Here is a 26236-nt window from a genome sequence, read left to right as displayed (position 1 = left end):
TGAAATTATCGTGACCGTCACCACATTAGGGAGTACGGATGCCTGCCCAGGACACGGCAGAGCCTGCGATCACAGCGACCATCGAGAACGCCGCGCCTGAGTCACCCGTCGACCGCCGGCTCTTGATCGGTGGCCGACTGGTCACCACCGACAGGACGTTCCCGTCCGGCAATCCCGCGACCGGCGAAGTCATCGGGTACGCCCCGGACGCGAGTGTCGCGGACGCCCAGGCGGCGATCGCGGCGGCCCGCCGCGCGTTCGACACCACCGGCTGGCCGACCGATGTCGAGTTGCGGATCCGCTGCCTCGATCAGCTGCACAGCGCGCTGGTCGAACACGCCAAGCTTCGCGAGCTCACCGTCGCCGAGGTGGGCGCCACCCGCGCGCTGACCCAGGGCGCCCAGCTGGACGACCCGATCAAGATCGTGCGCTTCTACGCCGACCTGCTGCGCACCTACCAGTTCTCCGAAGACCTCGGCGAGATCGAATCGCGGGGCATGCTCCATCACCGCTGGGTGGAAAAGGAAGCCGCCGGGGTGGTCGCCGCGATCATCGCCTACAACTACCCGAACCAGCTCGCGCTCGCCAAGCTGGCCCCGGCGCTGGCCGCCGGATGCACCGTGGTGCTCAAGGGCGCTCCCGACACCCCGCTGGTCACGCTCGCGCTCGGCGAGCTGATCGCCAACCACACCGACATCCCCGACGGCGTGGTCAACGTGCTCACCTCCTCGGGCCCCGAGACGGGCGAGGCGCTGACCACCAGCCCCGACGTCGACGTCGTCACCTTCACCGGCTCAACCGCCGTCGGGCGCAAGATCATGGCCGCCGCGAGCCACACGATCAAGCGCGTCTTCCTGGAGTTGGGCGGCAAGTCGGCGGTGATCATGCTCGACGACGCCGACTTCGCCGGCGCGGCCATGTTCGCGGCGTTCAGCATGGTGACCCACGCGGGACAGGGGTGCGCGTTGACGTCGCGGCTGCTGGTGCCCCGCTCGCACCACGACGAGATCGTCGACCTGATCGCGCAGAACTTCGCCAAGGTGCGCCACGGCGATCCGGCCGATCCCAAGACGCTGATGGGTCCCCTGATCAACGAGCGGCAGCGGGACAAGGTCGACGGCATGGTCCAGCGGGCCGTCGCCGCCGGGGCCACCCTGGTGACCGGCGGCAAGCGATTGAATCCCGGCTACTTCTACGCGCCGACGTTGCTCACCAACGTCGACCCCGACAGCGAGATCGCGCAGGAGGAAATCTTCGGACCCGTCCTCGTGGTCATCGCGTTCGACGCCGATGACGACGCGGTGCGCATCGCCAACAACTCGATCTACGGATTGGCGGGCGCGGTGTTCAGCCGCGACCAGGACCGCGCGCTGGCGGTGGCGCGCCGCATCAGGGCCGGGTCGTTCTCGGTCAACGGGGGCAACTACTTCGCCGCCGACAGCCCGTTCGGCGGCTTCAAGCAGTCGGGGGTGGGCCGCGAGATGGGTGTCGCCGGGCTGGAGGAATTCCTGGAACGCAAGACGTATGCGGTGCCTGCCGCGGTGGCCCGGGCATGAGGCCGCTGGAGGGGATCCGCGTCCTGGAGGTGGCCATGTACGGCTTCGTCCCTTCGGCCGGCGCCGTGCTCGCCGAGTGGGGCGCGGACGTGGTCAAGGTCGAGCACGCGGTGACGGGCGACCCCCAGCGCGGACTGCGCCAAACCGGCATGCTGCGCGTCGAGGGCGACCCGAACCCCAACATCGAGCACGCCAACCGGGGCAAGCGCAGCATCGGCCTGGACATGTCGGTGCCGGAAGGCAAGGAGGTGCTCTACGAGCTGGCCCGCCGCTCCGACGTCTTCCTGACCAGTTTTCTTCCCGCTCACCGGAAGAAGTTCGGCATCGACATCGAGGACATTCGTACCGTCAACCCGAAGATCGTCTACGCCCGCGGGAGCGCGCTCGGTCCGCGCGGCCCCGAGTCAGACAAGGGCGGCTACGACATGACCGCGTTCTGGTGCAGGGCCGGAACCGCCGCGACAATCACCCCGGCGGGGATGCCCGGCATGATCGCGCCCCCCGGCCCGGCCTACGGCGACACCATCTCCGGCACCAACCTCGCCGGCGGCATCGCGGCCGCGCTGCTCAAACGCGAACGCACCGGCGAAGCGTCCATCGTGGACGTGTCGCTGCTGGGCAGCGGCCTGTGGTCGATGGGACACACCGTCGCGCTGACAAAGCATCTGGGACAGCGGATGGAAGCGCCTCCGCCGGGCGTGCACGGCGCCCCGAATAACCCATTGGTGGGCCTCTACACCACCTCCGACGGACGCTACATCTCGTTCGTGATGATGCAGCCCACCAAGTTCTGGGCCGACGTGTGCCGGCACGTCGACCTGCCGGAGCTGGCCGACGATCCGCGCTTCGCCACGGTGGAAAACATCGCCGCCAATACGGCGGACGCGGTGGAAATCCTCACCAAGGCCATCGGCACCCGCACCCTTGCCGAGTGGAGCGAACGCTTTGTCACGCTTGCCGGTCCGTGGGCGCCCGTGCAGGACACCTTGCAGGCGGTCGACGACGCGCAGATCCGGGCGAACGACTACCTTGTCCATGCAGGCGAACTCGACCTGGTGGCCAACCCGGTACAGTTCGACGTCGCAGCGCCACAGACCGGGCCGGCCCCAGGATTCGCCGAGCAGACCGACGAGATTCTGATGGAGCTCGGGCTCGATTGGGACCGCATCATCGAACTCAAGACGGCCGGCGCCGTCACTTGAGTGCTACAGGGACGGAGCTGTGTGAAATGTCTGAGCCGCGCGCCGCTTGTCCTCCGATGGGCTGCCGGATAACGGTTTCGAGTTTTCGGTTCCACCGGGACGCGGCATGAGTCATAATCGCCGGACGCTTCGAGACGTGGGGCCCCTCGCTTCGAAGGTCCAACTCACGCGACAGGACGGAGGTGGGGCGTGAGCATCGTAGCGGTTGTCACGCCAGAGGTAGAGGCCGGAATGTGGCTGTCCGCTACGCATTTCGCGATCGAAAGCGTGAGTTCGTGGCGGTCGGATCGACCGACCTTCCAGCAGCCGGCGCAACGGAAAAGATTGAAGAATGAGACTGCCGGTCTGAAAAATGCTGGAAGGAGCTGAGATCGATGGCGATTAGGCGAGCCGGCCCGGAGCGATGGACGGGGGGCATCTCGTTGGGACGCGGCTCCAAACCGATGGAGGCGGTCGGCGGCCTATTTGCGATGTCGGCCGACGCGATCAAATTCGTCTTTCGCCGACCCTTTCAATGGCGCGAGTTCTTGGAGCAGTCGTGGTTTGTTGCGCGCGTTGCGATCGCACCGACGCTACTGGTTGCCATTCCGTTCACCGTGTTGGTCAGCTTCACCCTCAACATTCTGTTGCGGGAACTGGGTGCCGCGGATCTGTCCGGCGCCGGCGCCGCCTTTGGTGCGGTCACCCAAGTCGGTCCACTGGTGACGGTGTTGATTGTGGCGGGGGCGGGTTCCACGGCGATGTGTGCCGACTTGGGGTCGCGAACGATCCGGGAAGAGATCGATGCGATGGAGGTGCTGGGAATCAACCCGGTGCAACGACTGGTGACGCCTCGTATGCTCGCGGCTGGGCTGGTTGCCCTGCTGCTCAACAGCCTGGTCGTCATCATCGGGATTGTGGGCGGCTACGTTTTTTCGGTGTTCGTTCAAGACGTCAACCCGGGGGCGTTCGCCGCTGGCATCACCCTGCTAACCGGTGTTCCCGAGGTGATCATTTCTTGCGTCAAGGCAGCGCTTTTCGGCCTGATCGCCGGCTTGGTCGCGTGCTATCGCGGGCTGACGATCACGGGCGGCGGCGCCAAGGCCGTCGGCAACGCTGTCAATGAGACGGTCGTGTACGCGTTCATGTCGTTGTTCGTCGTGAACGTGGTCGTCACCGCGATCGGCATCCGAATGTCAGCCAAGGGTCACTGAGGAGGTGGAGACGCACGCCGTGATGACGTTGCGAGCCGCTTATCCGCGCCTGACGCGGCAAATCGAAAAGCCGGTCGGCACTCTCGGCCGCATCGGCGACCACACCCTCTTCTACGGCAAGGCGCTTGCCGGGGTCCCTTTCGCGGTGCGCCACTACCGGCGAGAGGTCATCCGCCTTATCGCCGAAATCAGCATGGGCGCGGGAACTTTGGCCATGATCGGCGGCACGCTGGTGATCGTCGGCTTTTTGACGCTGGCGGCGGGCGGCACGCTGGCAGTACAGGGTTACAGCTCGCTGGGCAATATCGGCATCGAGGCGCTGACCGGGTTCCTAGCGGCCTTCATCAACGTTCGAATCGCAGCGCCAATCGTCGCCGGAATCGGTCTGGCGGCGACCTTCGGCGCCGGTGTGACCGCGCAGCTCGGCGCGATGCGGATCAACGAAGAAATCGACGCGTTGGAATCCATGGCGATCCGGCCGGTTTCGTATCTGGTCAGCACTAGGATCGCGGCCGGGATGATGGCGATCACGCCGCTGTATTCCATCGCCGTCATCCTGTCCTTCCTCGCCAGCCAATTCACGACCGTCGTCCTCTTCGGCCAATCAAGCGGCCTGTACCAGCATTACTTCACGACGTTCCTCAACCCGATCGACTTGTTGTGGTCGTTCCTGCAGGCCGTCCTGATGGCGATCACAATCTTGCTGATCCACACGTACTTCGGTTATTTTGCTTCGGGCGGTCCAGCCGGAGTCGGCGTCGCGACCGGTAACGCGGTACGGACGTCGCTGATCGTGGTCGTATCAGTAACACTGCTGGTGTCGCTGTCTATATACGGCTCCAACGGCAACTTCCACTTGTCCGGGTAGGAGGATGTGACTTGACGGAGCGTCCCGGGCCCGGCCCTACTCACCGCTCTGAAACCAGCAGCAGCGCGAGATCGGTTGCGGCGCCGCCCGGTCGCGACATCGGGGCGAGAGCTTATGCGCGCCCCTTGGCGGGTTTGGCCACCATCGTCTTGGTCGGCCTGATCGTTGCCATCGCGATAGGCCTTTTTCAAGGCGACTTCACCAAAACCGTGCCGGTGACTGTGGTGTCGCCGCGGGCCGGCTTGGTGATGAACCCGGACGCGAAGGTAAAGATGCGCGGAGTAGAGGTGGGAAAGGTCGCTTCGATCGATGTGCGGCCTAATGGTCAAGCCGTACTTCACCTCGCAATGCAACCGTCGCAAATGCATTTGATTCCGGCGAATGTACTCGTAGACATCGCATCTGCGACGGTGTTCGGCGCCAAATTCGTCGAGCTCGTACCGCCCGCCGAACCCTCTCCGCGACCTCTGCGCTCCGGTCAGGTACTTGAGGCCGAACATGTGACGGTGGAAATCAACTCGGTTTTCGAGGAGCTGACATCGGTATTGTCCAAGATCGATCCCGCCAAACTCAACGAGACGCTGGGCGCGATCGCATCGGCGGTCAACGGTCGCGGCCAGAAAATCGGGCAGATGTTGTCCGACCTGGATGCGTTTCTGGCTACCCAGGATCCGAGCCTCCCGGCGTTGCGCCACGATCTCGAGGTTTTACCTAAGGTGGCCAACGCCTATGCCGACGCGGCGCCCGATTTAGTCAGGACGGTCCAGAATGCGACCCGGATCAGTCAGACGATCGTTGACGAGCGACGAAACTTGGATGCACTTCTGATCAGCACAATCGGACTGGCCGATATCGGCAATGAGGTAGTGGGTGGGAACCGGCAGGCGTTGACCGATGTCTTACACCTTGCGGTGCGTACCACCGATCTACTCAACGAATATCACCAAGCCCTGTGGTGCGGCCTGGCTGGGATGGCCTCAAACTTGCATGGGCCGGCGGCGCCCGACCCTGGTGCCACCGTGGATGTTGGTCTCGAGTTCGGCGCCGAACGTTACAGGTACCCGGTCAACCTGCCCAAGGTGGCAGCGACAGGCGGGCCGCAGTGCCACGACCTCCCGATCCTGCCGGTCGACGTCTCCCCACCGTTCGTGGTCGCTGACATCGGTGCCAACCCCTGGCAGTATGGGAATAAACAGCTTCTGCTCAACTCCGACGCGCTAAAACAGCTGTTGTATGGACCCCTGGACGGGCCGCCGCGCAACTCGATGCAGATTGGGCAGCCGGGATGACCGGGTCACGCGCGATGATCGTCAAATTCGGGGCCTTCGCCGCCGTGATGATTCTGCTGACCGTGTTCTTGTTCTTCATCTTTGGCCAATACCGAACCGGTTCGACGAACGGGTATTCGGCGCTCTTCACCGATGCCTCGCGTCTCAAGCCCGGGGAAACAGTGCGTGTCGCGGGAATCCGCGTAGGTACGGTGAACAGCGTCGCGTTGCGCCCCGACAAAAAAGTCCTCGTGAAATTCGACACCGATCGCAATGTCGTGTTAACCACTGGAACCCGTGCCGTGGTCCGATACCTCAACCTGGTGGGCGATCGTTACCTGGAACTTGTCGACGGTCCCGGTTCCACCAAGGTTCTGCAGGCCGGTGCCGAGATCCCGATAGATCGCACCGCACCGGCGCTCGACCTCGATCTGCTGCTCGGTGGACTCAAACCGGTCATCACGGGCCTCAACCCGCACGACGTCAACGAACTCACGACGGCGCTGGTGCAAATCTTTCAGGGCGAAGGGGGCACCCTGCAGTCGCTGCTGTCGGAGACGTCATCGTTCTCAAATACCTTGGCCGACAACAACCAAACGGTTCAGCAGTTGATCGACAACCTCAACACTGTGGTGGGCACGCTGGCCAACGACGGTGACAAGTTCTCCGGTGCACTTGATCGTCTGCAGCGGCTGGTCAGCGGGTTGTCGCAAGACCGCAACACGATCGGTGCCGCTATCGACTCCCTAGACAAAGGCACGGCCTCGGTGGCGGATCTGCTGTCCAACGCGCGGAGGCCGCTGGCCGGCACGGTGGACCAGCTGAATCGGTTGGCTCCGCTGCTAGATCAGGACAAGGACCGAATCGACACCGCGTTACGGCGGGCCCCCGCAAACTACCGGAAGCTGAACCGGCTCGGTGCATTCGGCGGTTGGATCCCCTACTACATATGCGAATTAAGCTTGCGTGTCTCGGATCTCCAATACCGGACCGTTGTGGTCCCTGTCATCAAACAAGAGGCGGGAAGGTGCGCGGAGCCCACTGAAGAGGAGGTGCGCGCAACCCGATGAATAAGTATCGCGGAGCAGGCCTCATTCGCGCCGGGTTCATCGGCGCCGTCCTGGTGGTGCTGATCATCGCAGTCGGATTAAATCCCGATCAATTGATACAGCGGGCGACCATGGTCCGGTATGACGCGCTGTTCAGTGAGGCGGGCGGTTTGGTCGCCGGTAACGACGTGATTGTTTCCGGGGTGAAGGTCGGGTCTGTTTCGAAAGTGGCCCTGAACCAAGGCGACGCGTTGGTGACCTTCAACGTCAAAGGGACGGTTCAGCTCGGTTCGCAGACCACTGCACACATCAGAACAGGTTCGCTGCTGGGTCAGCGCTTGCTCGCCCTCGAATCAACCGGCAGCGGCACGATGCATCCGCGAGAGGTGATACCGATTTCCCGCACCTCCTCTCCGTATTCGTTGAGTGAGGCGATCAGCGACCTGGCCACCAACGTCGCCGGAACGGATACCGCAACGTTGAATCAGTCGCTTGACACCCTGTCCGCCACGCTCGACCAGATCGCCCCGCAGTTGGGACCGGCGTTCGACGGTGTAACCCGGCTATCTCAAGCTCTCAACGGCCGCAATAAGGCACTCGGGGAATTGCTCAAGGGAGCCGGTGACATCACCGGCATCCTGTCGCAACGCAGCGAACAGCTCAACACGCTCATCCTGGACGCCAACGATCTCCTCGAGGTCCTGGTGGCGCGACGCCAGGAGATCGCCCAACTGCTGGCCAACACTTCAGCGGTGGCCACGCAATTGAGGGGAGTCGTGCACGACAACGAAGAGAAGTTGGCGCCCACGCTGCAGAAGCTCAATGCGGTGACCGCGATGTTGGAGAAAAACCGCGATAACCTCTCCAAAGCGTTGCCGGGCCTAGCGAAGTATCAGCTCACGCAGGCCGAAACCGTGTCGGAGGGGTTCTATTACACCGCGTTCGTACCCAATTTGCTGGTGTTCGAGCTCTTCCAGCCATTCTTCGACTATTTTTGGGGATTCAAAGCGTACGGCACACCGGGGTATCCACCGGACACCGCCGGGCCGCGCGCACTGTTCCCGTGGCCGTATAACGGCATCCCGGGAGGCTCGCGATGATCTCGCGCAACAGGCTCAAGTTCGGGCTGACTGTCTTGTTGGCGGCGCTTATCGTCATCGGCGCCGGAGTGGCAATTCGCAATACATTCTTCCGTGCGAAGACGATTACCGCATACTTCACCACTGCCACCGCGATTTATCCGGGTGACGACGTGCGGGTCTCCGGCATCAAGGTGGGCAGCATCTCCGCCATCCATCCGGAAGGTACCCGGGCCAAGATGATCATGCACGTCGACCACGGCGTGCCTATTCCCGCGGACGCCAAAGCCGTGATCGTCGCTCAGAATTTGGTCGCTGCCCGCTACGTTCAGCTCACCCCGGCCTACCGGTCCAGCGGCGCCACCATGCGCGACGGCGCCATAATTCCCGTGGAACGGACCGCGGTACCGGTCGAGTGGGACGAGGTGAAGGACCAATTGATGCGGCTGGCAACCGATTTGGGACCGAACAGCCAGGTGTCGAGCAGCTCGGTTGGGCGCTTCATCGATAGTGCCGCCAACGCGCTGGGCGGCAACGGCGACAAGCTGCGACAGACGCTGGCTCAACTCTCCGGCTTGGGGCGGATCCTGGCCGACCACAGCGGCAACGTCACCGACATCATCAAGAACCTGCAGACCTTCGTCACCGCGCTCCGCGACAGCAACCAACAACTCGTGCAGTTCAACAACCGGCTGGCCACGCTGAGCAGCGTGCTCGACGACAGCAGATCCGATTTGGACGCGGCGTTGACGAATCTGTCGGCGGCGCTTCCCGAGGTACAGCGGTTCATCGGGAAAACCCGTGACCAGACCTCCGAGCAGATTGCGCGGTTGGCCGACCTCACCCAGATTCTGGTGGATAACAAAATGGCGTTGAAAAACTTGCTGCACGTCGCCCCGAACGCTCTCGCGAACGCCTACAACGACTACGAACCCGACACGGGAACCATCCGAGGCGGGTTTACGTTCTCGAATTTGGCCAATCCCATAAACCTTTACTGCTCGTCAATCGAAGCTATCGGGAACGTCACCGCATCCGAATCGGGCAAGCTGTGCGGACTATTCCTCGGCCCCGGGATGCGGGTGGCCAACCCGTTGCTGTTGTTCAACTTCAACTACCTGCCGATTCCGACCAACCCAATCCTGGCGGCGTCGGCGGACCCGCAGAACGTCGTGTACACCGAGGCGCGTCTGGCCCCCGGCGGCGCTGGCCCGAAGCCCGGTCCGCCCGAGCTGCCACCGGCGGTATCAGCCTATACGGGTCTGCCCGGCGATACCCCTGAGGCGCCTCCACCTCCACCCCCGCCGGCCCGGATCCCCGGAGCGGCAATGCCCGAGCCGCCAGCGCCAACGACACCGGCGGAGCCGACGCCGCCGTCGCCCCCCGTGCCCGGCCTCCTTCCGGCGGAAGGGGCGCAACCATGACCGGGCGGGGACCGACGCGGCGGCTGTTCGCGCTCTGTTCGGCCGTCATGCTGGCCGTGACCGGGTGCGCGTTCAACGGCCTGAATTCGCTGCCGCTGCCGGGCGCCGTCGGACGCGGCCCGGGTGCCCATACCTACCATGTCGAGATCGCGAATGTCGGCACGCTGGAATCGAATTCGCCGGTAATGATCGACGATGTCATCGTCGGCAGCATCAGCAGGATGACGGTGCAGGGCTGGCATGCCGACGTCGAGATCTCGGTCAACCCCGATGTCGTGGTGCCCGCGAACGTCGTGGCGAGCGTCGGCCAGACCAGCCTGCTGGGTTCCATGCATATGGAACTCAATCCGCCGCCCGGCGAGCCGGGTCGCGGACGGTTACAACCGGGCGCGATCATCCCGCTGAACCGCGCGTCGACGTATCCGTCGACGGAGCAGACGCTCTCATCGCTGTCCGTCGTCATCAATTCCGGCGGCCTGGGCCAGATCAGCGACATCATCCACAACTTCAACGCCGCCCTGTCGGGGCGGGGAGGCGCCGTTCGTGACCTACTGGTACGACTCGACAAGTTCGTTCGCACCTTCGACCAGCAGCGCGACGACCTCGTCGCGTCGTTAGAGGCATTGAACCGACTGGGCGGAACGTTTGCCGGACAACGCGACGTCATCACGCAGGCGCTGCGCAAAATTCCGCCCGCACTCGACGTGCTGATCAGCGAGAGGCCGCGCATCGTGACCGCACTCGACAAGCTGCGCGTATTCAGCGACACTGCCGCCCGCCTGGTCAACGACGCGGGAGCCGACCTGGTGAAGAACCTGCAGAATCTCGAGCCGACGATCGGCGCACTCGCCGACGTCGGGCCGGATCTGGACGCGGCCATCGGGTACGCGACGATCTTCCCGTTCACGCAGAACTTCGTCGACCGCGCCGTCCGGGGCGACTTCATCAACTTGTTCGTTGTTCTCGACTTCACGAACTACAAGCTCCGCAAGAGTTTGTTGCTGGGCACCCACTGGGGACGGTTGGGTGCAGAGGAAGTACCGGCCCCCGGGGACCCGTATTATCTGCAGTACCAATACACGCCCGATCCGCTTCATCCGGGAGCGCCCGGGCCTGTGCCGCCGCCGGCCGGTTCTCCGCTAACGCCCACCGCTGGGCCCCAGCCGTCGTACGGCGTGCAGTTTCCATTACCGCCGCCCGGCGCGCCGCTGCCGCCGCCGATCCCGCAGAGGCCGGTGCCTCCGCTGCCGCCAGGACCTGGTGCGCCGCCGGGACCACCGGCACCAGCGCCCGGGCCGCCGGCCGCGGGTGAGGCGGGACCTGCTCCCGCTCCGCCGCCCATGGATGGGAGTGGCTGATGCTGACCCGTTTCGTCCGCGTTCAGCTGGCGATCTTCACCATCGTGGGGGTTGTTGGCATCCTCGTGATGGTCTTCGCGTACCTGCAGGCGCCAATGCTGTTGGGTATAGGGCGAATGACCGTCACGCTGGATCTGCCCGCTGGTGGCGGCCTTTACCGGTTCAGCAACGTCACCTACCGAGGGGTGCAGCTCGGCAAGGTCACCGCGGTGACATTGACCCCGCGCGGAGCAAAAGCGACGCTTTCCCTCGACTCGTCGTCGAAGATCCCGGCCGATCTCCGGGCGGAGGTGCGCAGCATTTCCGCGGTGGGTGAGTATTACGTAGACCTGCGACCACGGACCGATTCACCCCCCTACTTGCACGACGGTTCGGTCATCGCCGCGGGCGACGCCACAATTCCGCAGCCGATCGGCCCGGTGCTCGATAAGACCAGCGCATTGGTCAACAGCATCCCCAGAGGCAAGCTCGGGGCATTGCTCGACGAGTCGTTCAAGGCATTTAACGGGGCCGGCTACGACTTCCAATCTCTGGTGGACTCGTCGGCCCGGTTGTCCGGTGACCTCAATGCCGTCGCCGATCGCGCGCGAACCCTGACCGACGACACCGTTCCCCTTCTGGACTCGCAGGCGCAGACCACTGACGCCATCCGGCTGTGGGCGCGCAGCTTGGCCGGATTTACCGGGCAGGTGGTGACCAACGACCCACAGGTGCGGAGCCTGCTGGAAACCGGACCCGGGGCCGTCAACGAGGCGTCCCGACTGCTCGACCAGGTCAAACCGACGCTGCCGGTGCTGCTTGCCAACCTCACCACCGTCGGCCAGATCCTGGTGACCTATCACGCTTCACTCGAACAAGTACTGGTCTTGCTGCCGCCGTTCGTTGCCGCAATCGAAGTCTCCACCGCCCCGAAGAGCCCGATTGGGTACGCCAAAGGCGATTTTGGCGTGGTCATCAGTGATCCGCCGGGATGCACGGTCGGGTTCCTGCCGCCCAGCGAATGGCGTTCTCCGGCCGACCTCACGATCGCCGACACCCCGGACGGGCTGTACTGCAAGCTGCCCCAGGATTCACCGATCGCCGTTCGCGGCGCGCGCAACTACCCGTGCATAGAACATCCGGGTAAGCGGGCGCCGACCGTAGAGATCTGCGACAGCGACAAGCCCTACGAACCGCTGGCTCTGCGGCAGCATGCTTTCGGCACCTACCCGCTGGACCCGAGCCTGATCTCGCAGGGCATCCCGCCCGATGACCGGGTCAATTGGTCCCGCGACCGAATCTTCGGACCGGTGGAGGGAACACCGCTGCCCCCGGGATCGCTTGGGCCACGCGGAACACCACCAACGCCGCCGGGAGCGCCAGCACCGCCACCGGCAGTGCCGGCCGGGGTTCCTCCCATCGCGCCGGCCGACGTGCCGGATGGTGCGTCGCCGCCCCCGCCAGGGCCCGGAAGCGCGCGCCCGCAGGCGGCTCCCAGCGCCTTCGGCGGCAACGCGTCTGGATCTCGTCCACCGGTGGCCGTCGCCCAATACGATCCGCGTACCGGTCGATACGTAAGTCCCGACGGCCAGCTATACCGGCAGTCGGACCTCGTCAAGTCGCCGACGCCAAAAAAGTGGCAGGATATGCTTCCCACTTGAGGTCGCTCGGCACTGTACGGCGGCGCTGCTGCATACTCTCAATGGTTGCTAGGAAAAACTGGTCACGTCAGCTTGTCGAGCCGGAACGGCATCTCGACCACGAGCCACTTGTTGACGCGGCAGGCACCGCTGGGCCCGATAGTCTTATCCTTGCCGGCCAGCGTTGGCGATCCAAGTTCGTAACCGCCGTTCGAGTCCACAGGAAAGAACGAATAAGTCTGCTGTCCGGGGTAGGAGCTGCCGTCGGGGCACGTCTCCCAGTTGGGCAGCTCGCGTTTGACCCACCACATTTCGCCGTCGAGCATATATATGCGTGCACTCCAGCCCTGGTCGCTCGTCACCTGGCCTTCGCAGTCCTGAACATCCGTGCACGTCGAGGTGATGGTCCAGGTGGACGTTACGGTCGGCTCGTCGTGAAACGCTTGGTTTGTCTTGGCCCACTGCCCGACCGACGTGGCGCGGTAGGTGCCATTGATGGCAATTCCCTCGGTGGACGCCCCAGCCGATGGCACGGTAACCGAACCGCCCATCAGCAAGGCGGTCAAGAGTGTCGCGCCTGCGGTTGCGCCCATTGAACGCATCATCTGCTCCTCGACGCGCTTGAATTTTCGGCCGTGCGTATCGTGCGGTTCTCCGCAGCCAAATCTCAGGTGAGACAGTAGCACCGTCCCGACGGTGATGCGACGCTTCGAGAGATTGGACCAGAAGCGGATTTCATAAGCTATCGAATTTGTCAATGAGCCAGTGACCTTCAACCTTCAACAGCATTACCCGAACGCTGTTGGTCGTTTTCAGCGGCTCGGGCTTTTCTTTGCTTGATGTTCGTTGTTCGATGAACATCAGCACAACGGCCGAATTCCCATGGAGTTCCGACACGGCGGCTCGGATTACGCGGGCAGTCGTCGCGATTTGGCCCCGCTGTGCCGCCGGCGCCACGATTTTTGCGGTGAACTGGTTGTAGTAGGACCGATAATTCTCGGTGAGCCGCCACTTTGCGTTTTCGAAATCGCGGGTCAGGTTGTCGGGCGAATACGACAGGAGCGCAACCGCACCCTCCGAAGCTGCCCTGATCGCCTCGTGCGCAGCCGCTTTGTCGGTTTGCCGGTCCGGGCGGTACTGAAAGTAGAACAAGCCTGCGGCGGACCCGATTGTCGAAATCAGTAAGAGCATCAACACAATTGAACGCCACCTGCTCAGGCAGCGCCGAACCCAGTGTCCGAATGAGCTGGTCAGGCGGCGACGTGCCGGCAACGCATCGGACCGCATTGCTTCGTCGTGGATCTTTGAACGGTCGACTGTCACGGCAAGAGGTCGGCTCTCGAGAGTTTGAATCGATCGCCGTCGCGCTGGATGGTCGCAATCACTCGCCACGACCGCGGTGACGGTTTGCTCTTGTCGGGATTGACCACCTCAGCTTTCGCCGCGACCAGGACAGTCGCCGAGTCATCGGTCATCGATTCGACAGCCACGGCTTTCACGTCCACCTTTGTGCTGACCTTGGACTGCTCGACCGCTTTGACGAGCTCGTCTGCCTCGAGCAGCAACCCGGTCTTGAGAGGGCCCGTGGAATCGTCGATGATGCGCTGCACATCGTCCCGGGCCTTGCCTGCGTCGATCGACATCAGGAATACGACATCCTGCCGCGCTGCAGCCGCGAACTCTGCGGCGCGCTGCCGCTGAGCGGCGGTGGTGCGATGATACTGCACCACATAACCGCTCGCTCCCAGCGCAGTGCAAATGAGTATGACCGCCGCACTCAAAGCCAGCGTCATCCGCCCCGGGCGGCGCAACCAACGCCGCCCAAGCAACCGGGACCGATACAAGCCTGCCGCTGCGGACCGTTCCTCGCTGAGGCTTTCATCGACCGCCGCATCCTCGATGTCTCCGCCGTCCGCTACGTGGACTACTTCCTCATTCCCGGTCAGGACACCGGCTTTTTCGCTCAGCCGTCTGGCGCGGGCGCGGGCCTGGTGTGCCCGCGCTTCAGCCAGGACGGCAGCTTCCTCTGCTTGCGCGACCGAAATCGGCGGTCCGGAACTCGTGGCTTCGCCGCACGCAGACGAAGAGCCATCGCACCCATCGGCATCAAACGCCTCGGGCATACGCTCACGCGATGGCATGTCACCTCCCACAGCGGGCTCAGCCGAAAACCCATCTTCTCAGAACGCGAGAGATTTACTCTCAATTGTGGGAGAGTAATGCAGTGCGATTCCTCGCGGTAGCACTGGCCGCGTTGCTCGGGATGAGTTCGTTGACAGCGCCACAGGCAGGCGCGGGTCCGTCTGCTTGCGACTACCCAGACTGTACGCCCGGCATCACCCCGCACATGGTCTTGGGCGCCAACTGCGACAACACCACCTACTACGTTTTCGGGACCGCCGACTACAACGTCTCTTTCGCCACCCAGCCCGGACGACTGATGTTCTGCGGTTCACCGCGACGGTTTGAGCCCAGGTGGTTTCGGTCTCCGCCAATGGCTGGAGTCAAAGAGGAAAATTCCGACTGCGCCCAGTGGCCGGAATATTACGTCGCCCAGGCGCCTGACGGTCTGTTCCTGACTTGCTTAGTGCAGGACGGTCACTCACGCTGGGTGCGCGGCGACACCTAGAAAGTGGTTTCTAAATTCCTCGTCAGCGCCTTCGCGGCGTACTGTCCGACCCCATCTCGACGAGTCGGCGAGTAGTACGCCTAAGCTGAGAACGCAGGTTGTCGTCGCTGATGTCGGCGACCAAGGGATGTAGGACACCAACTGCGATGGCGCCCGACAGCATTGCCGCCGAGACTCGCGCGTCCTCGGCGGCGTTGTCGAGCAGCACGCCGTAGAGCCGCTGGATGAAGTGCTGGAAAGGTTCGTGCTCGGCCAGCAACCGGACGATCACGGGATCGAACTGCAACGTGCTTGCGGCTCCGCGGCGCTCGACGGCGACGTCGATGACCCGGTCGAGCAGCACTTCCCGCGCCCTGCTCGGGTGGTCATCCGCCTCCGCGGCCTCCAGCGCCTCTTCGAGACCCCCGAGCTCGCGCTCCGTGAGCGCGATAACGATTTGCTCCTTGGTCTTGAACTGGTGGTAGACAGCGGCCTTGGTGACCGCGATGGCATCGGCGATCATCTGCAGCGAGGTCCCACCCACGCCGTGCTCGGCGATGAGCTGTAGCGCGGCGTCGAGGATGCGCGTCTGCGCGGGACTGCGCGTGATGAACCGAAACCGGCTTTTGGTCTGCGGCGGTACCACACCGGAAGCGTAGCCGATCGGCTATTGACCGCGGATAGCCGATCGGCTAGTTTTCCTGACTAGCCGAGCGCAGCCGGACGACCTGGCGCGCTGGAAGGAGTCACCGATGACCGACATCGGCGCCAACCAAACTCGGGACGTTCCGCGAAACGCGTTGCGGCGCATTGATGGTGAGCTGATCCTGCTGTGGACATTGCCCGCGATGGTGATTATCTGGGTCGGCAGCTTCTTTCTGTTCCCGGGCTTCACACCACCGATGTCGCCGACGATGCCGGCCGAGCAGGTTGCCGCGTTCTACCGCGATCCCGCCCACCTGCCGGAGATCCGGTACAGCATGATCGTGTTCAACTGGTTCGGCGTGTGCCTCGTCCCGATTCTGGCGCTGATCGTGCTGCAGATCCGCAGGATGGCGCATCGGACGCCGATCTTCTCCTACGCGATGCTGGGCTGCGTGGCTGGCGGTCCCACTCTTTTCCTTATCGCCAACGTCTGCTGGCTGCTCGCCGCCTTCCGTACTGAACGCAGCCCCGAGCTGACCCAGTTGCTCAACGACTTCGCCTGGATAACTTTCACGATTCTCGTTCCGTTCCTGATCGGGCAAAGCGTGATTCTTGCCTTGGCAATCTATTTGGATGATCAGCCGCGTCCTGTCTTCAAACGCTGGGTAGCCCACTTCAACCTTCTCGTGGCGGCCGCGCTGGTGCCCGCGGCCTTCGTCGGCGTGGCATTGACGGGCCCGTTGGCGTGGGACGGCCTCTTGTCGTTCTGGGTGAAGAACATTGCGATTGCCATCTGGATCGTCGTGATGGGCGTTGTTCTGGGGCAGACCGTATATCGGGAGCGCGCCGAGTACCGCCAAGAGGAACCGGTCATCGCATGAGCGCGGTGATGACACCGCCCGCATCTCCGGCCACGCCGCCCGCGGGGCCGCTGCATCACCGGATCGCCTGGCACTGCCGGCACAACCCCAAGCGCGAGCTGTGGTTGTCTTGGTGGACCATGGTTGTCTTCTACAACCTCTTTTTCCCGGTGTTCTTCATCGTGGCCCAAGTCCAGCCCCCGCCGCAGCCGACGTGGGACCTTGCGACGCAGGTCCACTGGTTCCACGAACGCCACCTCGGGATACCTGTCGGCTTTGGCATCATCTTCGCCATCGGCGGCATGACCGCGATCAACAACGCCCTCATCGCGTATTCGATGCGACGGATGTCGGTCAGCCGCGCGTTCGCGTACTCGTATCTGATTATCTACTCGCTCAGTGCGATTCCCGGCCTGTACTTGCTCTGCATCGCGCTGATCGTCGGGACGCTGCGGGAAGACCGAGACCCCGAAGCGATCGGTTGGCTGTACGACTTCGCCTTCTTGTCTTTCGACGGGACCATGGGGGTTTTCCTGATCGGCTCGTTGATCTGGATGGTCGCGATCTTGCTCGACAAGAATCGGGTCTTCCCCAAGTGGTTCGGCTATCTCAACCTGTGCAACGCGCTCACCGAGGTCGTCGTGGCACCGTGCTGGATCTTCCGGCGTGGCGTGTTGGCGTGGAACGGTCAGATCGCCTGGTGGCTGGACATGGTCGTGTTCGGTGTCTATCAAGTCACTTTCATCGTCATGTTGTTTCGCATGATCCGGCGCGAGGACTTTGGTACCGGCCCTCTCCCGGAGTTCAAGCGGGAGGTTTCCCGGAAAACGGTGGCCGCGTGATGACCGGGGTAGCCGAGAAGAGGGCACGCGCCAGGTTCGTTCCGGGCCAGCCAGACATGTGGGTCTTCGTCCTATTCGAAACGCTGGTCTTCACAGGGTATTTCGGCTTCTACCTGTTCTACCGCAGCCGAAGCCCGGAGCTTTTCCTGCACTCTCAGGCGCAGCTCGACCTGCGTATCGGGGTCTTCAACACGTTGGTTCTGTTGCTGAGCTCCTGGTCGGTGGCGCGGTGTGTTCAGTCGGCTAGGGCCGGCGCCTACCGCGCGGCAGTGCGCGACGTCTTCCTCGCAGCCGCGTTCGCCGCGGTGTTCCTCTGTTTCAAGATGTTCGAGTGGGCCCGGTTGGTTCGCATGGGAAACGGCCTGGACAGCAACGACTTCTTCACCTACTACTTCTTCCTGACCGGAATCCATTTCGTGCACCTGCTGATCGGCTTCGTGGTGCTCGGTGTCATCGTCTACCAACTTCGAAGCCCGGCCCGGCGATCCCAGGAGCTGGTCGAGACATGCGCCACCTATTGGCACACCGTCGACTTCCTCTGGGTGCTCATCTTCGCGCTGCTGTACGTGGTGAGGTGAGAAGGTGATCGCGTTCAACAAACGGCTGTTGGTGGTGTGGCTGGTGCTGGCGTCGCTCACCCTGGGCTACCTGGTGATCGATCACTCGGTGGATGGGTCGTCCGGGCCGAGCGCGGTGGTCACGTCGAGCGTCATCGTGATCGCAGTCATCAAGGTGCGCATCATCTTTCGCGAGTTCATGGAAGTCAGGCAGGCGCCCGTCTTGCTGTGCCGCCTGACGGACGCGTGGGTGATTCTGATCGCCGTGGGTCTGTTGGCCTGCTACTTCGCGGGAATGACGATCCGGTAGGGCAGCGCTCCGCCGCTTAGTTAGTCGTTCGGTGTGAACGTGAGGTGGAGTTCGCTGAGGCCGCGCAGGATGTACGTCGGCTCGTAGGTGTACCGCCGGTCGCCGGCCGGCCCGTGTTTGACCTCGTTGATCTTGATGTCGCCCATTCGGTCCAGGATGCGTTCGATGGAGACGCGACCCTCCACCCGGGCCAGCGGTCCGCCCGGGCACGAGTGCACGCCGCGCGCGAACGCCATGTGCTCGCGGACGTTCTTGCGGCGGAGGTCGAACTCGTGCGGGTTGTCGAACCGGCGTGGATCGCGGTTGGCCGCGCCGGGCAACACCATGACGACGGTGCCGGCGGGGATGTCGACGCCGCCAACCGTGGTGGCCCTGCGGGCCAGCCGGGAGTCGCTTTTGACCGGGCTGTCCATCCGAAGTGATTCCTCGATGAACCCGGGAATGAGGCTGCGGTCGTCGCGCAGCTGTTGCTGGATGTCGGGCCGGTCGCCCATCACCTGGAGCGCGGCGCTGAGCAGCTTGGCTGTCGTTTCCTGCCCGGCGGCGAAAAGGAAGGTTGCGGAACGGACCACGTCGATGACGTCGGGTGTGGACGCGTCCGGGTATTTCGCCGTCGCGAGGGAGGTCAGCACGTCGTTGCGCGGCTCCCGCCGCCTGTCCTCGACGTAGGAGCAGAACTTGTCGTCGAGCCATTCCAGCGGGTTGATGCCGACGCTCTCATGGTCGAGGGCGCCCACGCGTGTGTCGGGGCGGTCGGCGCCCAACACCACGCGGAACTCCTTGTGGTCCTCCTCGGGGACGCCGAGCAGGTCGGCAATCACCAAGGTGGCGAACGGCTTTGAGTACTCGCTGATGAACTCGCACTCGCCGTTGACCAGAAACTCGTCGAGCTGGCGGTCGGCGAGGCGCCACATGAACTCCTCGTTCTGCTTGAGCCGGCTCGGGGTGAGCAGCTTGGCCAGCACCGATCGGGCCTTGGTGTGTTCCGGCGGATCCATGGTCACCATGTGCTCGTTCATCGGGAAGTAGCTGCGGTGGGCGTCGATCTGCGGGCTGATGTCGTCGCCCTCGGGCTCGAATGGCAGCGGGGGAAACGGGCCCCCGAGGCAGACGATGTTCGAGAACGTGTCGGGATCCTTATAGATTTCGGTCGCCTCGTCGTAGCCGGTGACGGCGACGACCCCATGGTGCGGCAGCCGCAACACCGGGTTCTGGCTGCGCAGGTAGTCGAAGTAGGGGTGCGGATCGGGCACTAGCGATTGATCGGTGAAGAAGTCGATCGTGTCGAAGCTGGTCATGTCGTGCGTGCCTCCAAGAGCCGGCGTTGGCCGAATGCTGATTCAGCGGCGAGACTCTGCGCCGCCCCAGTCAGATGTCCATTATCCATGAAGTGCTGAGCACTTGCTTAGCATGGCGGTAATGTCGGGGTCAAGGTCACCGGAGCGTGTCACGATACGATCCGTGTGGTCGGTACGGGCTTGGCGAGAGTATGGAGTGAACTGATGACATCGGCCCGCAGGATCGGGGCGCCGGACGCGAAGAATCGCGGCCTCCTGCTCGACGCGGCCGAGCAGCTGATGCTCGAGGAGGGCTATGCCTCCGTCACCTCGCGTCGGCTCGCCAGCCGGGCCGGGCTGAAACCCCAACTGGTGCACTACTACTTCCGCACCATGGACGAGCTCTTCCTCGAGGTGTTCCGCCGCCGCGCCGAAGAGGGGCTGCAGGCGCAGGCGCGGACGCTGCAAAGCCCCCAACCGCTGTGGGCCTTGTGGAGATTCGGCACCGATCCCGGCTTCACCCGAATCTCGATGGAGTTCATGGCCTTGGCCAACCATCGCAAGGAGATGCGCGCCGAGATCGCGTACTACGCGGAACGCTTCCGCGAGGAGCAACGCCGGGTGGTGGCCGCCGCGCTGCGGCATTACGGCGCCGAGAGCGAGGACGTGCCGCCGGTGGTGTGGACGGTCTTGATGACCAGCCTGTCGCGGTTCCTGGTCCTCGAGCAGGCGGTGGGCATATCCGGCGGGCACGCTGAAACCCTGGAGTTGGTCGAGACCTACCTGCGCCGGCTGGAAGGCGAACCGCAGCCCGTGGCTGGGGTACCGCCCACCTGGGTGGTTCACCAGGTGCGCAGCGAACAGAGCGCGCCCTTGGGTCCGATCTTGGAGACCACGACCTTGCCGTCGACCGACAGGTCGCATTGAATGCCGCCCTGCGCCAAGGGTTCACGACCGGTGGTGGCGGTGACCATCGCCCACTGGTCGGGATTTAACAGCTGCACCGGCTGAGACCACGCCTTAGCGGGGCCGATGTCGGCGTGCACCTGCGGGGTAAAGCTGTACGGGTTGTGGCTGTAATCGGAGAAGACCGTCGGGTCCTGGTCCTGGTAGAAGATGTCGACGTAGGCCGGGCTCGTGGCCGTGACTATATAGACGACTTGGTGCCAGACCGGGTCGGCCTGTGCCCGGCCGGTGTTCACCGGCAGGCCGGTCAGCGCCATCAAGATCGCCGCGCCAACGCCCAACAGTTTCTTCGCGGTGCTGGTCATGTCGCTCCTTCGGCTGCCGGGCGCGGACTGGCGGTGCGGTTCATCACCCGCTCTGCGGCCTGCCAGTGGGCGTCGGCAACCCACAGCCGTGCAAAGGATGCTATCGCTTCATCAGCGGAAACGCCGTTGATTACCCGTTTTATCTCAGGCGCCGGGTGGCGGGCCAGCGACGTAGCGACCGATCGCCAGCCGTCGTCGAAAGAGGCGCGAGGAAAAACCAGATCTACCAGGCCGACCCGCTCGGCCTCATTTGCGGTGAGAATGGATCCGGTGCCGGCCAGCAACAGCGCCCGGCTCTTTCCGACCAGCTCGGCCAGCCGCTCCGCACCGCCCCAGGCTGGCATGATCTCCAGCTCCACCTGATTGAAGGCGATCTTGATGTCGTCGGCTGCCAGCCGGATGTCTGCGGCGACGGCGAATTCGGCGCCGCCGCCAAATGCGTGGCCGTTCAACGCGGCGATCACTGGGGCAGGGAAGCTGGCAAGCTGTTCGCAGATTGCGCGCATTCGCTTGGCCATCGCCGCGACATCCTCTTCGGTACGCAGCGTGCTTAGCTCCTTGAGGTCGCCGCCGGATACGAAGGCCCGGTCGCCCGCTCCCTTGATCACCAGGGCCCGCGCGCCCGCCGCGGCGTCGATCGCCTTCTCCAGCTGCTGCATGGTGTCCGGCGCGATTGCGTTGCGCGCGTGCGGGCGGTCGATGGTGAGCACCGCGAGCCCGCCATCGATCTCTAGGTCCACCATGCGTCATCGCTCCAGTGAAAAAGACTGCGGATCACCGATATTGGCATTCTCTTTCGGGGAGAATAACATCGTCGCAGCAGGTCCAGAAGTTTGTCACCGAGATCGAGGTGCCAGGGTGCATAACCGAATCGTGGTGGTAGCCGCCGCGGCGCTTGTCGTCGGGGGCCTTGACGCCTGTAGCCTCAAGCCGCAAAGCGCGATCTCTAGCACGGCGTCGGTGACCGTCAACGGCTACGACACGAACTTCCGTGTAATCAAGTGCAGCCAGTTGGAATGGTACCGGACCATCGATATCGGCGGCGATTTCGCCGGAGCCAAGGTTGTCATCGATCAACGAGCCCAGCCACTAACCGCCGAGTCGGTGCACATTCAAAATCTGCGGGGCTTCACCGGCATGTACTCCGCGCATGACGGGAACGGCGCGGTCACGAACCTGAGCGGCGACAGGTTTACCATCACCGGCACCGCCACCGGCTATAAGTCCGACCAACCCACCGAACCCGCTACCGCGACGTTCAAGATCGTCGCAACCTGCTGAGATTGCCGGCCAGAACCTCCGAAGGAGGGGCGCGTTGCGGTCGGGCGCCCGTAGAGAATACAATTCTCAAAAATCGCGAAGGAGGATCTCATGGGCCAGTTGTCGCACCGGGAGGACGTCCCGTTTCCGATCTTTGACGCCGACAACCATCTCTACGAGCCGCCGGAGGCGCTGACCAAATTCCTGCCCAAGGAGTACAAGGACTACGTCCAGTACGTCCAGATCAACGGGCGGACGAAGATCGCGATCCGCGGCCACATCAGCAACTACATCCCCAATCCGACCTTCGAGGTCGTCGCCCGGCCGGGCGCCTGGGAGGAGTACTTCAAGTACGGCAACCCGGAGGGCAAGAGCAAGCGCGAACTGTTCGGCGAGCCGATGCGCGCGATCCCGGCGTTCTTCGAGCCCGGCCCGCGCCTGGAGAAGATGAACGAGCTGGGGCTGGACCGCACCCTGATGTTCCCGACGCTGGCCAGCCTGCTCGAGGAGCGGCTGCGCGACGACCCTATCGCCATCCACGTCCTGATCCATGCGCTGAACGAGTGGCTCGACGAGGTCTGGGGCTTCAATTACCAGAACCGCATCTTCACCACCCCGGTCATCACCCTGCCGATCGTCGAGAAGGCGATCGAGGAGCTGGAGTGGGCCGTTAAGCGCGGTGCGCGTTGCATCCTGATCCGCCCGGCGCCGGTTCCCGGCTTCCGCGGTCCCCGGTCGTTCGCCGTGCCCGAGTTCGACCCGTTCTGGGAGCGGGTCGTCGAGCATGACTTGCTGGTCGGCATGCACTCGTCCGACAGCGGCTACTCGCGCTACACCTCGGAGTGGGACGGTGCTGAGCAGGAGATGCTTCCGTTCCAGACCAACGCGATGGGCATCCTCAACGAGTGGCGGCCGATCCAGGATGCGGTGGGGTCGTGGGTGATTCACGGCGCGCTCTACCGGCACCCCAAGCTGAAGGTCGCGATCGTCGAGGCGGGCTCGAAGTGGATGACCCCGCTGTTGGACGGTTTGGCCGAGGTCTTCCGCAAGGCCCCGGAAGCCTTCCCGAGCGACCCCGTCGAGATGGTCAAGAACCGGATCCACGTGAGCCCGTTCTTCGAGGACGGCATCGACGACCTGATCAACCTCGTCGGTGTGGATCAGGTGCTGTACGGCTCGGACTGGCCGCACCCCGAGGGACTGGCGGAGCCGACCTTCTACGTCAACGCGTTGTCTCATCTGTCCACCGACGACCAGGCAAAGATCATGGGCGGCAACCTCGGTCGGCTCGTCACGGTGTGACGTCCAGCCGAGCGGCATGGCAGACCATCCCCGAGATGGTCTTGAGCGCGGCGGACCGCTTCGGCGACGCGGAAGCGGCCGTCGACGGTCCGCTGCGCTTCACTTTCACCGAGCTCGTCGAGCGAATTCGTTGTGCCGCGGGCGCATTCGCGGACCTCGGCGTCGGCAAGGGTGACCGGGTCGCCGTTTGGGCGCCGAATTCCGTCGAGTGGATCATCGCGGCCTTCGGCCTGCTCACCGCCGGCGGGGTGCTGGTGCCGGTCAACACCCGATTCAAGACGGAAGAGGCCGGCGACATCATCGCGCGCAGCGGCGTCAAAGCCGTCCTGGTGCAGAAGGGCTTTCTGGGCCAGGACTACACCGCGCCCGCCGGGACGCCGGTCATCGATCTGAAATCGGACTTCCTTTCTAGCGGTTCGCCGTTCGAGCGGCCGGTGAGCGGGACCGACATCTGCGACATCATCTTCACCTCGGGCACGACCGGTCGCCCCAAGGGCGCGATGATGAATCACCGACAGACACTGCGCATGTACGAAGAATGGGCGACGCTCGCGGATCTGCGCGAGGGTGACCGGTACCTGCAGATCAACCCGTACTTTCACACGTTCGGCCTGAAGGCAGGGCTCGTCACGTCCTTCCTGCGCGGCGCGACGATGCTGCCGGTCGCAGTGTTCGACGTCGACGCGGTGGTGGACCTCATTGACCGCGAAGCCATCACGATGCTGCCCGGCCCGCCGACGCTTTACCACTCGTTGCTGACCGTCCACGACAAAGCCAAGCTGTCGACGTTGCGGGCGGGCGTGACCGGCGCCGCCGACATCCCCGTCGAACTGGTCCGTCGCATACACAGCGAATTGCCGTTCCAGACGCTGATGACCGGATACGGCCTCACCGAGGCCGGCAACGTGACCCTGTCCCGCCCCGGCGATTCATTCGAGGACGTGGCCACCACCGCCGGGCTGCCCTGCGAGGGCGTCGAGGTACGCATCGCCGACGACGGAGAGGTGTTGGTCCGCGGCTACGGCGTCATGCAGGGATACCTCGACGACCCCGGTGCCACCGCCGACGCGATCGACGCCGACGGCTGGCTGCACACCGGGGACCTGGGCAACCTGGACGACGCGGGCCGGCTGCGCATCGTCGGGCGCAAGAAGGACATGTTCATTGTCGGCGGCTTCAACGCGTACCCCGCCGAGATCGAGGGCTTCTTGATGCACCACCCGGCCGTGGCGCAGGCGGCGGTCATCGGCGTTCCCGACGAGCGGCTCGGACAGGTGGGCAAGGCGTTCGTCGTCGCCAAAGATGCTGTCACCGCCGAGGAGTTGATCGCCTGGTGCCGCGAACGCATGGCCGGCTTCAAGGTGCCGCGATCGGTCGACTTCCTGGACGTGCTGCCCCTCAACGCCACCGGCAAGGTGGTCAAGGACCTGCTGCGTTAGGCCTGCTGGCACCGTCGTATGCCCGATACGAGAATCGCGTTTCCACAGCTTGTTAGGAATCTGTTGGGCGGTCGCAGGGCGGCATCGGCCGGCCGCTCAGGAGAAGGTGATAACGTGGTTCTCCTGGTCGTTACGACCGTCGCGGCTGAAGCAATATCGCGCGGGTGCTCGCGCGCTGACGCGTAGCCCGAGTAGGGTTGCCCAACGGCGACGGCCACAAGAAAACTTGCTACGAGGCAAGCGGTAGAGGAGTTTGGCATTGAGTGAGGAACAGCCTCGTTCTCGGGCTGGTGAGCGGTGAGTGGTGGCACCCGCCAGAATGCCGCTGAAAAATCGGTTCCGGTGAACGAGGACGAAACGCCGAGCACTGCCGCCGAAATCCGAGCGCTGGCCGAACAGGCCGAGGCCGAGGCCCAAGAAGCGGAAGCTCTCGCCACCGCGGCGCGCGCCCGCGCCCGGGCCCTTAAGTTGCGCCGCGAGGCCGAACTCGCCGAAGCTAAGAAACGAGCCGCAGAGGAAACCGCCGCAGCGGTTCCCGCTGAGGCCGAGCCGGAGGCGACGGCGTCCGTGGCGACCGAGGCGCCCGACGCGCCGTCCGACGCGGAGGTGGATGCCACCGAGGCTGCGGACGATGCGGAAACCGTCGGGGCCGAAGAGTCGGTCGGGGAGGCCGAAGCGGATGCGTCCGCCGACACGGCCCAGCCCGCGCGCCGCCGGCACCGCCTGTCCGGCCGCTTTCGTCGTCCCAAGTGGTCGACCCTCGCCGCCAGCCTGGCGGTGCTGGTCATCATCGCTGCGCTGGCGGGCAGCGGCTACATGATCAAAGAGCATCGCGATGCTGTACAGCAGCGTCAGCATGCGGCCGAATTCGTCGCAGCGGCCCGGCAGGGTGTCGTGACCCTGACGTCGCTGGACTTCAACAACGCCAAACAGGGGGTGCAGCGCATCCTCGAGAACTCCACCGGTTCGTTCAAGGACGACTTCGTGAAGATGGCTGACGATTTCACCAAGGTGGTGGAGCAGTCGAAGGTGATCTCGCAGGGCAGCGTGCAGGCCGCGGCCGTGGACCTGGACACGATGACGAAGGATTCAGCGGTGGTGCTGGTCGCCTCCACCTCCGAGGTCACGAATGCGGCTGGCGCCAAGCAGGATCCGCGCAACTACCGGCTGATCGTGACTGTCGCCCGCGACGGTGGCCAGCTCAAGATGTCGAAAGTCGAGTTCGTGCCGTGACCGCAGATAAGACATC

At 64.0% G+C, this 26236-nt stretch carries 27 protein-coding genes; 20 read left to right on the top strand and 7 right to left on the bottom strand.

What is annotated here, in order from left to right:
* Positions 1-38 precede the first annotated feature (38 nt).
* The 10 genes from H7J89_RS08370 to H7J89_RS08325 all read left to right on the top strand — a co-directional run bounded on the left by H7J89_RS08370 (position 39) and on the right by H7J89_RS08325 (position 12637).
* Entirely contained in the window at positions 39-1556 is a 1518-nt protein-coding gene (locus H7J89_RS08370; RefSeq protein ID WP_372513741.1) for an aldehyde dehydrogenase family protein, read from the top strand.
* Positions 1553-2758 carry a CaiB/BaiF CoA transferase family protein gene (locus tag H7J89_RS08365; RefSeq protein WP_264041269.1) on the top strand — a complete coding sequence of 402 codons (1206 nt, stop codon included), beginning with the start codon at positions 1553-1555 and terminating at the stop codon, positions 2756-2758. The genes H7J89_RS08370 and H7J89_RS08365 overlap by 4 nt, the downstream gene beginning before the upstream one ends.
* A gap of 443 nt (positions 2759-3201) precedes the next feature.
* Positions 3202-3951, top strand: a complete 750-nt coding sequence (locus H7J89_RS08360; protein ID WP_007168627.1) for an MlaE family ABC transporter permease — start codon at positions 3202-3204, stop codon at positions 3949-3951.
* A 22-nt stretch (positions 3952-3973) separates the two neighbouring features.
* The gene (locus H7J89_RS08355; RefSeq protein WP_264041754.1) at positions 3974-4819 is read left to right on the top strand and encodes an MlaE family ABC transporter permease; all 846 of its coding nucleotides are present in this window, start codon (positions 3974-3976) and stop codon (positions 4817-4819) included.
* Positions 4820-4917: 98 nt separating this feature from the next.
* Positions 4918-6108, top strand: a complete 1191-nt coding sequence (locus tag H7J89_RS08350) for an MCE family protein (protein WP_308205111.1) — start codon at positions 4918-4920, stop codon at positions 6106-6108.
* Positions 6105-7157 carry an MCE family protein gene (locus H7J89_RS08345; protein ID WP_264041232.1) on the top strand — a complete coding sequence of 351 codons (1053 nt, stop codon included), beginning with the start codon at positions 6105-6107 and terminating at the stop codon, positions 7155-7157. The genes H7J89_RS08350 and H7J89_RS08345 overlap by 4 nt, the downstream gene beginning before the upstream one ends.
* Positions 7154-8236 (top strand): MCE family protein, encoded by a 1083-nt coding sequence (locus H7J89_RS08340; RefSeq protein WP_264041223.1) that lies wholly within the window; start codon positions 7154-7156, stop codon positions 8234-8236. The genes H7J89_RS08345 and H7J89_RS08340 overlap by 4 nt, the downstream gene beginning before the upstream one ends.
* Complete coding sequence (locus tag H7J89_RS08335) at positions 8233-9639, top strand: MCE family protein (protein ID WP_264041212.1); 1407 nt, start codon at positions 8233-8235, stop codon at positions 9637-9639. Before H7J89_RS08340 ends, H7J89_RS08335 begins: the two co-directional genes overlap by 4 nt.
* Positions 9636-10997, top strand: coding sequence for an MCE family protein (locus tag H7J89_RS08330; RefSeq protein ID WP_264041202.1), 1362 nt, complete (start codon positions 9636-9638; stop codon positions 10995-10997). The genes H7J89_RS08335 and H7J89_RS08330 overlap by 4 nt, the downstream gene beginning before the upstream one ends.
* Positions 10997-12637, top strand: a complete 1641-nt coding sequence (locus H7J89_RS08325) for an MCE family protein (protein WP_264041195.1) — start codon at positions 10997-10999, stop codon at positions 12635-12637. Before H7J89_RS08330 ends, H7J89_RS08325 begins: the two co-directional genes overlap by 1 nt.
* A 62-nt stretch (positions 12638-12699) precedes the next feature.
* Here the strand turns inward: H7J89_RS08325 and H7J89_RS08320 are convergent, their stop codons facing one another.
* From H7J89_RS08320 to H7J89_RS08310, 3 genes are all read right to left on the bottom strand, one after another.
* Positions 12700-13218 carry an Rv2253/PknI dimerization domain-containing protein gene (locus tag H7J89_RS08320; RefSeq protein WP_264041745.1) on the bottom strand — a complete coding sequence of 173 codons (519 nt, stop codon included), beginning with the start codon at positions 13216-13218 and terminating at the stop codon, positions 12700-12702.
* Between the two features lie 133 nt (positions 13219-13351).
* Positions 13352-13939 (bottom strand): twin-arginine translocation pathway signal, encoded by a 588-nt coding sequence (locus tag H7J89_RS08315; protein WP_264041190.1) that lies wholly within the window; start codon positions 13937-13939, stop codon positions 13352-13354.
* The gene (locus H7J89_RS08310; protein WP_264041178.1) at positions 13936-14757 is read right to left on the bottom strand and encodes an Rv1363c family protein; all 822 of its coding nucleotides are present in this window, start codon (positions 14755-14757) and stop codon (positions 13936-13938) included. The genes H7J89_RS08315 and H7J89_RS08310 overlap by 4 nt, the downstream gene beginning before the upstream one ends.
* A 122-nt stretch (positions 14758-14879) precedes the next feature.
* Between H7J89_RS08310 and H7J89_RS08305 the strand changes: the two genes are divergently transcribed.
* On the top strand, positions 14880-15245 hold the full coding sequence (locus H7J89_RS08305) for a hypothetical protein (protein WP_264041738.1): 366 nt from the start codon (positions 14880-14882) through the stop codon (positions 15243-15245).
* Positions 15246-15267: 22 nt separating this feature from the next.
* On the opposite strand, the gene H7J89_RS08300 is transcribed toward H7J89_RS08305, so the two are convergent.
* The gene (locus tag H7J89_RS08300) at positions 15268-15870 is read right to left on the bottom strand and encodes a TetR/AcrR family transcriptional regulator (RefSeq protein ID WP_264041169.1); all 603 of its coding nucleotides are present in this window, start codon (positions 15868-15870) and stop codon (positions 15268-15270) included.
* Between the two features lie 106 nt (positions 15871-15976).
* Between H7J89_RS08300 and H7J89_RS08295 the strand changes: the two genes are divergently transcribed.
* From H7J89_RS08295 to H7J89_RS08280, 4 genes are read left to right on the top strand one after another with little or no spacing between them, the layout of a single operon-like run.
* Positions 15977-16750: a hypothetical protein gene (locus tag H7J89_RS08295; RefSeq protein ID WP_264041160.1), complete on the top strand. Its 774-nt coding sequence runs from the start codon at positions 15977-15979 to the stop codon at positions 16748-16750.
* Positions 16747-17571: a hypothetical protein gene (locus H7J89_RS08290; protein WP_264041152.1), complete on the top strand. Its 825-nt coding sequence runs from the start codon at positions 16747-16749 to the stop codon at positions 17569-17571. Before H7J89_RS08295 ends, H7J89_RS08290 begins: the two co-directional genes overlap by 4 nt.
* On the top strand, positions 17571-18149 hold the full coding sequence (locus tag H7J89_RS08285; protein ID WP_264041151.1) for a cytochrome c oxidase subunit 3 family protein: 579 nt from the start codon (positions 17571-17573) through the stop codon (positions 18147-18149). The genes H7J89_RS08290 and H7J89_RS08285 overlap by 1 nt, the downstream gene beginning before the upstream one ends.
* Before the next feature lie 7 nt (positions 18150-18156).
* Complete coding sequence (locus tag H7J89_RS08280; RefSeq protein ID WP_264041729.1) at positions 18157-18438, top strand: cytochrome C oxidase subunit IV family protein; 282 nt, start codon at positions 18157-18159, stop codon at positions 18436-18438.
* Between the two features lie 20 nt (positions 18439-18458).
* Here H7J89_RS08280 and H7J89_RS08275 read toward each other — a convergent pair whose 3' ends face one another.
* Positions 18459-19736 (bottom strand): cytochrome P450, encoded by a 1278-nt coding sequence (locus tag H7J89_RS08275; protein ID WP_264041150.1) that lies wholly within the window; start codon positions 19734-19736, stop codon positions 18459-18461.
* A gap of 204 nt (positions 19737-19940) precedes the next feature.
* On the opposite strand from H7J89_RS08275, the gene H7J89_RS08270 reads away from it, so the two are divergent.
* The gene (locus H7J89_RS08270) at positions 19941-20642 is read left to right on the top strand and encodes a TetR/AcrR family transcriptional regulator (protein ID WP_264041149.1); all 702 of its coding nucleotides are present in this window, start codon (positions 19941-19943) and stop codon (positions 20640-20642) included.
* Here the strand turns inward: H7J89_RS08270 and H7J89_RS08265 are convergent.
* Both H7J89_RS08265 and H7J89_RS08260 read right to left on the bottom strand, forming a co-directional pair.
* Positions 20558-20986 carry an Rv2576c family protein gene (locus tag H7J89_RS08265; RefSeq protein WP_372513740.1) on the bottom strand — a complete coding sequence of 143 codons (429 nt, stop codon included), beginning with the start codon at positions 20984-20986 and terminating at the stop codon, positions 20558-20560. The genes H7J89_RS08270 and H7J89_RS08265 overlap by 85 nt on opposite strands.
* A complete protein-coding gene (locus H7J89_RS08260) occupies positions 20983-21729 on the bottom strand; it encodes an enoyl-CoA hydratase/isomerase family protein (protein WP_264041127.1) in 747 nt (248 codons plus the stop codon). Before H7J89_RS08260 ends, H7J89_RS08265 begins: the two co-directional genes overlap by 4 nt.
* Between H7J89_RS08260 and H7J89_RS08255 the strand changes: the two genes are divergently transcribed.
* The 4 genes from H7J89_RS08255 (at position 21644) to H7J89_RS08240 (ending at position 26220) form a co-directional block, all read left to right on the top strand.
* Entirely contained in the window at positions 21644-22267 is a 624-nt protein-coding gene (locus H7J89_RS08255; protein ID WP_372513739.1) for a lipoprotein LpqH, read from the top strand. The two genes, H7J89_RS08260 and H7J89_RS08255, sit on opposite strands and share 86 nt — an antisense overlap.
* A 90-nt stretch (positions 22268-22357) precedes the next feature.
* Entirely contained in the window at positions 22358-23548 is a 1191-nt protein-coding gene (locus H7J89_RS08250; RefSeq protein WP_264041119.1) for an amidohydrolase family protein, read from the top strand.
* A complete protein-coding gene (locus H7J89_RS08245) occupies positions 23545-24987 on the top strand; it encodes a FadD3 family acyl-CoA ligase (RefSeq protein ID WP_264041110.1) in 1443 nt (480 codons plus the stop codon). Before H7J89_RS08250 ends, H7J89_RS08245 begins: the two co-directional genes overlap by 4 nt.
* Positions 24988-25329: 342 nt before the next feature.
* Complete coding sequence (locus H7J89_RS08240) at positions 25330-26220, top strand: Rv1363c family protein (RefSeq protein WP_264041101.1); 891 nt, start codon at positions 25330-25332, stop codon at positions 26218-26220.
* The last annotated feature ends 16 nt before the right edge of the window (positions 26221-26236 follow it).

The sequence above is a fragment of the Mycobacterium paraffinicum genome (genome assembly GCF_025822865.1).
In the GTDB taxonomy this organism is placed as follows: domain Bacteria; phylum Actinomycetota; class Actinomycetes; order Mycobacteriales; family Mycobacteriaceae; genus Mycobacterium; species Mycobacterium paraffinicum.
Note: the sequence above shows the minus strand (reverse complement) of the source record. Positions and strands in the feature narration are given on the sequence as shown.

Coding starts and splice junctions, on each gene's coding strand:
- H7J89_RS08370 (WP_372513741.1), top strand. CDS start 39: ATGCCTGCCCAGGACACGGCAGAGCCTGCGATCACAGCGACCATCGAG.
- H7J89_RS08365 (WP_264041269.1), top strand. CDS start 1,553: ATGAGGCCGCTGGAGGGGATCCGCGTCCTGGAGGTGGCCATGTACGGC.
- H7J89_RS08360 (WP_007168627.1), top strand. CDS start 3,202: ATGGAGGCGGTCGGCGGCCTATTTGCGATGTCGGCCGACGCGATCAAA.
- H7J89_RS08355 (WP_264041754.1), top strand. CDS start 3,974: ATGACGTTGCGAGCCGCTTATCCGCGCCTGACGCGGCAAATCGAAAAG.
- H7J89_RS08345 (WP_264041232.1), top strand. CDS start 6,105: ATGACCGGGTCACGCGCGATGATCGTCAAATTCGGGGCCTTCGCCGCC.
- H7J89_RS08340 (WP_264041223.1), top strand. CDS start 7,154: ATGAATAAGTATCGCGGAGCAGGCCTCATTCGCGCCGGGTTCATCGGC.
- H7J89_RS08335 (WP_264041212.1), top strand. CDS start 8,233: ATGATCTCGCGCAACAGGCTCAAGTTCGGGCTGACTGTCTTGTTGGCG.
- H7J89_RS08330 (WP_264041202.1), top strand. CDS start 9,636: ATGACCGGGCGGGGACCGACGCGGCGGCTGTTCGCGCTCTGTTCGGCC.
- H7J89_RS08325 (WP_264041195.1), top strand. CDS start 10,997: ATGCTGACCCGTTTCGTCCGCGTTCAGCTGGCGATCTTCACCATCGTG.
- H7J89_RS08320 (WP_264041745.1), bottom strand. CDS start 13,218: ATGCGTTCAATGGGCGCAACCGCAGGCGCGACACTCTTGACCGCCTTG.
- H7J89_RS08310 (WP_264041178.1), bottom strand. CDS start 14,757: ATGCCATCGCGTGAGCGTATGCCCGAGGCGTTTGATGCCGATGGGTGC.
- H7J89_RS08305 (WP_264041738.1), top strand. CDS start 14,880: ATGAGTTCGTTGACAGCGCCACAGGCAGGCGCGGGTCCGTCTGCTTGC.
- H7J89_RS08295 (WP_264041160.1), top strand. CDS start 15,977: ATGACCGACATCGGCGCCAACCAAACTCGGGACGTTCCGCGAAACGCG.
- H7J89_RS08290 (WP_264041152.1), top strand. CDS start 16,747: ATGAGCGCGGTGATGACACCGCCCGCATCTCCGGCCACGCCGCCCGCG.
- H7J89_RS08285 (WP_264041151.1), top strand. CDS start 17,571: ATGACCGGGGTAGCCGAGAAGAGGGCACGCGCCAGGTTCGTTCCGGGC.
- H7J89_RS08275 (WP_264041150.1), bottom strand. CDS start 19,736: ATGACCAGCTTCGACACGATCGACTTCTTCACCGATCAATCGCTAGTG.
- H7J89_RS08270 (WP_264041149.1), top strand. CDS start 19,941: ATGACATCGGCCCGCAGGATCGGGGCGCCGGACGCGAAGAATCGCGGC.
- H7J89_RS08265 (WP_372513740.1), bottom strand. CDS start 20,986: ATGACCAGCACCGCGAAGAAACTGTTGGGCGTTGGCGCGGCGATCTTG.
- H7J89_RS08255 (WP_372513739.1), top strand. CDS start 21,644: ATGGTGTCCGGCGCGATTGCGTTGCGCGCGTGCGGGCGGTCGATGGTG.
- H7J89_RS08260 (WP_264041127.1), bottom strand. CDS start 21,729: ATGGTGGACCTAGAGATCGATGGCGGGCTCGCGGTGCTCACCATCGAC.
- H7J89_RS08250 (WP_264041119.1), top strand. CDS start 22,358: ATGGGCCAGTTGTCGCACCGGGAGGACGTCCCGTTTCCGATCTTTGAC.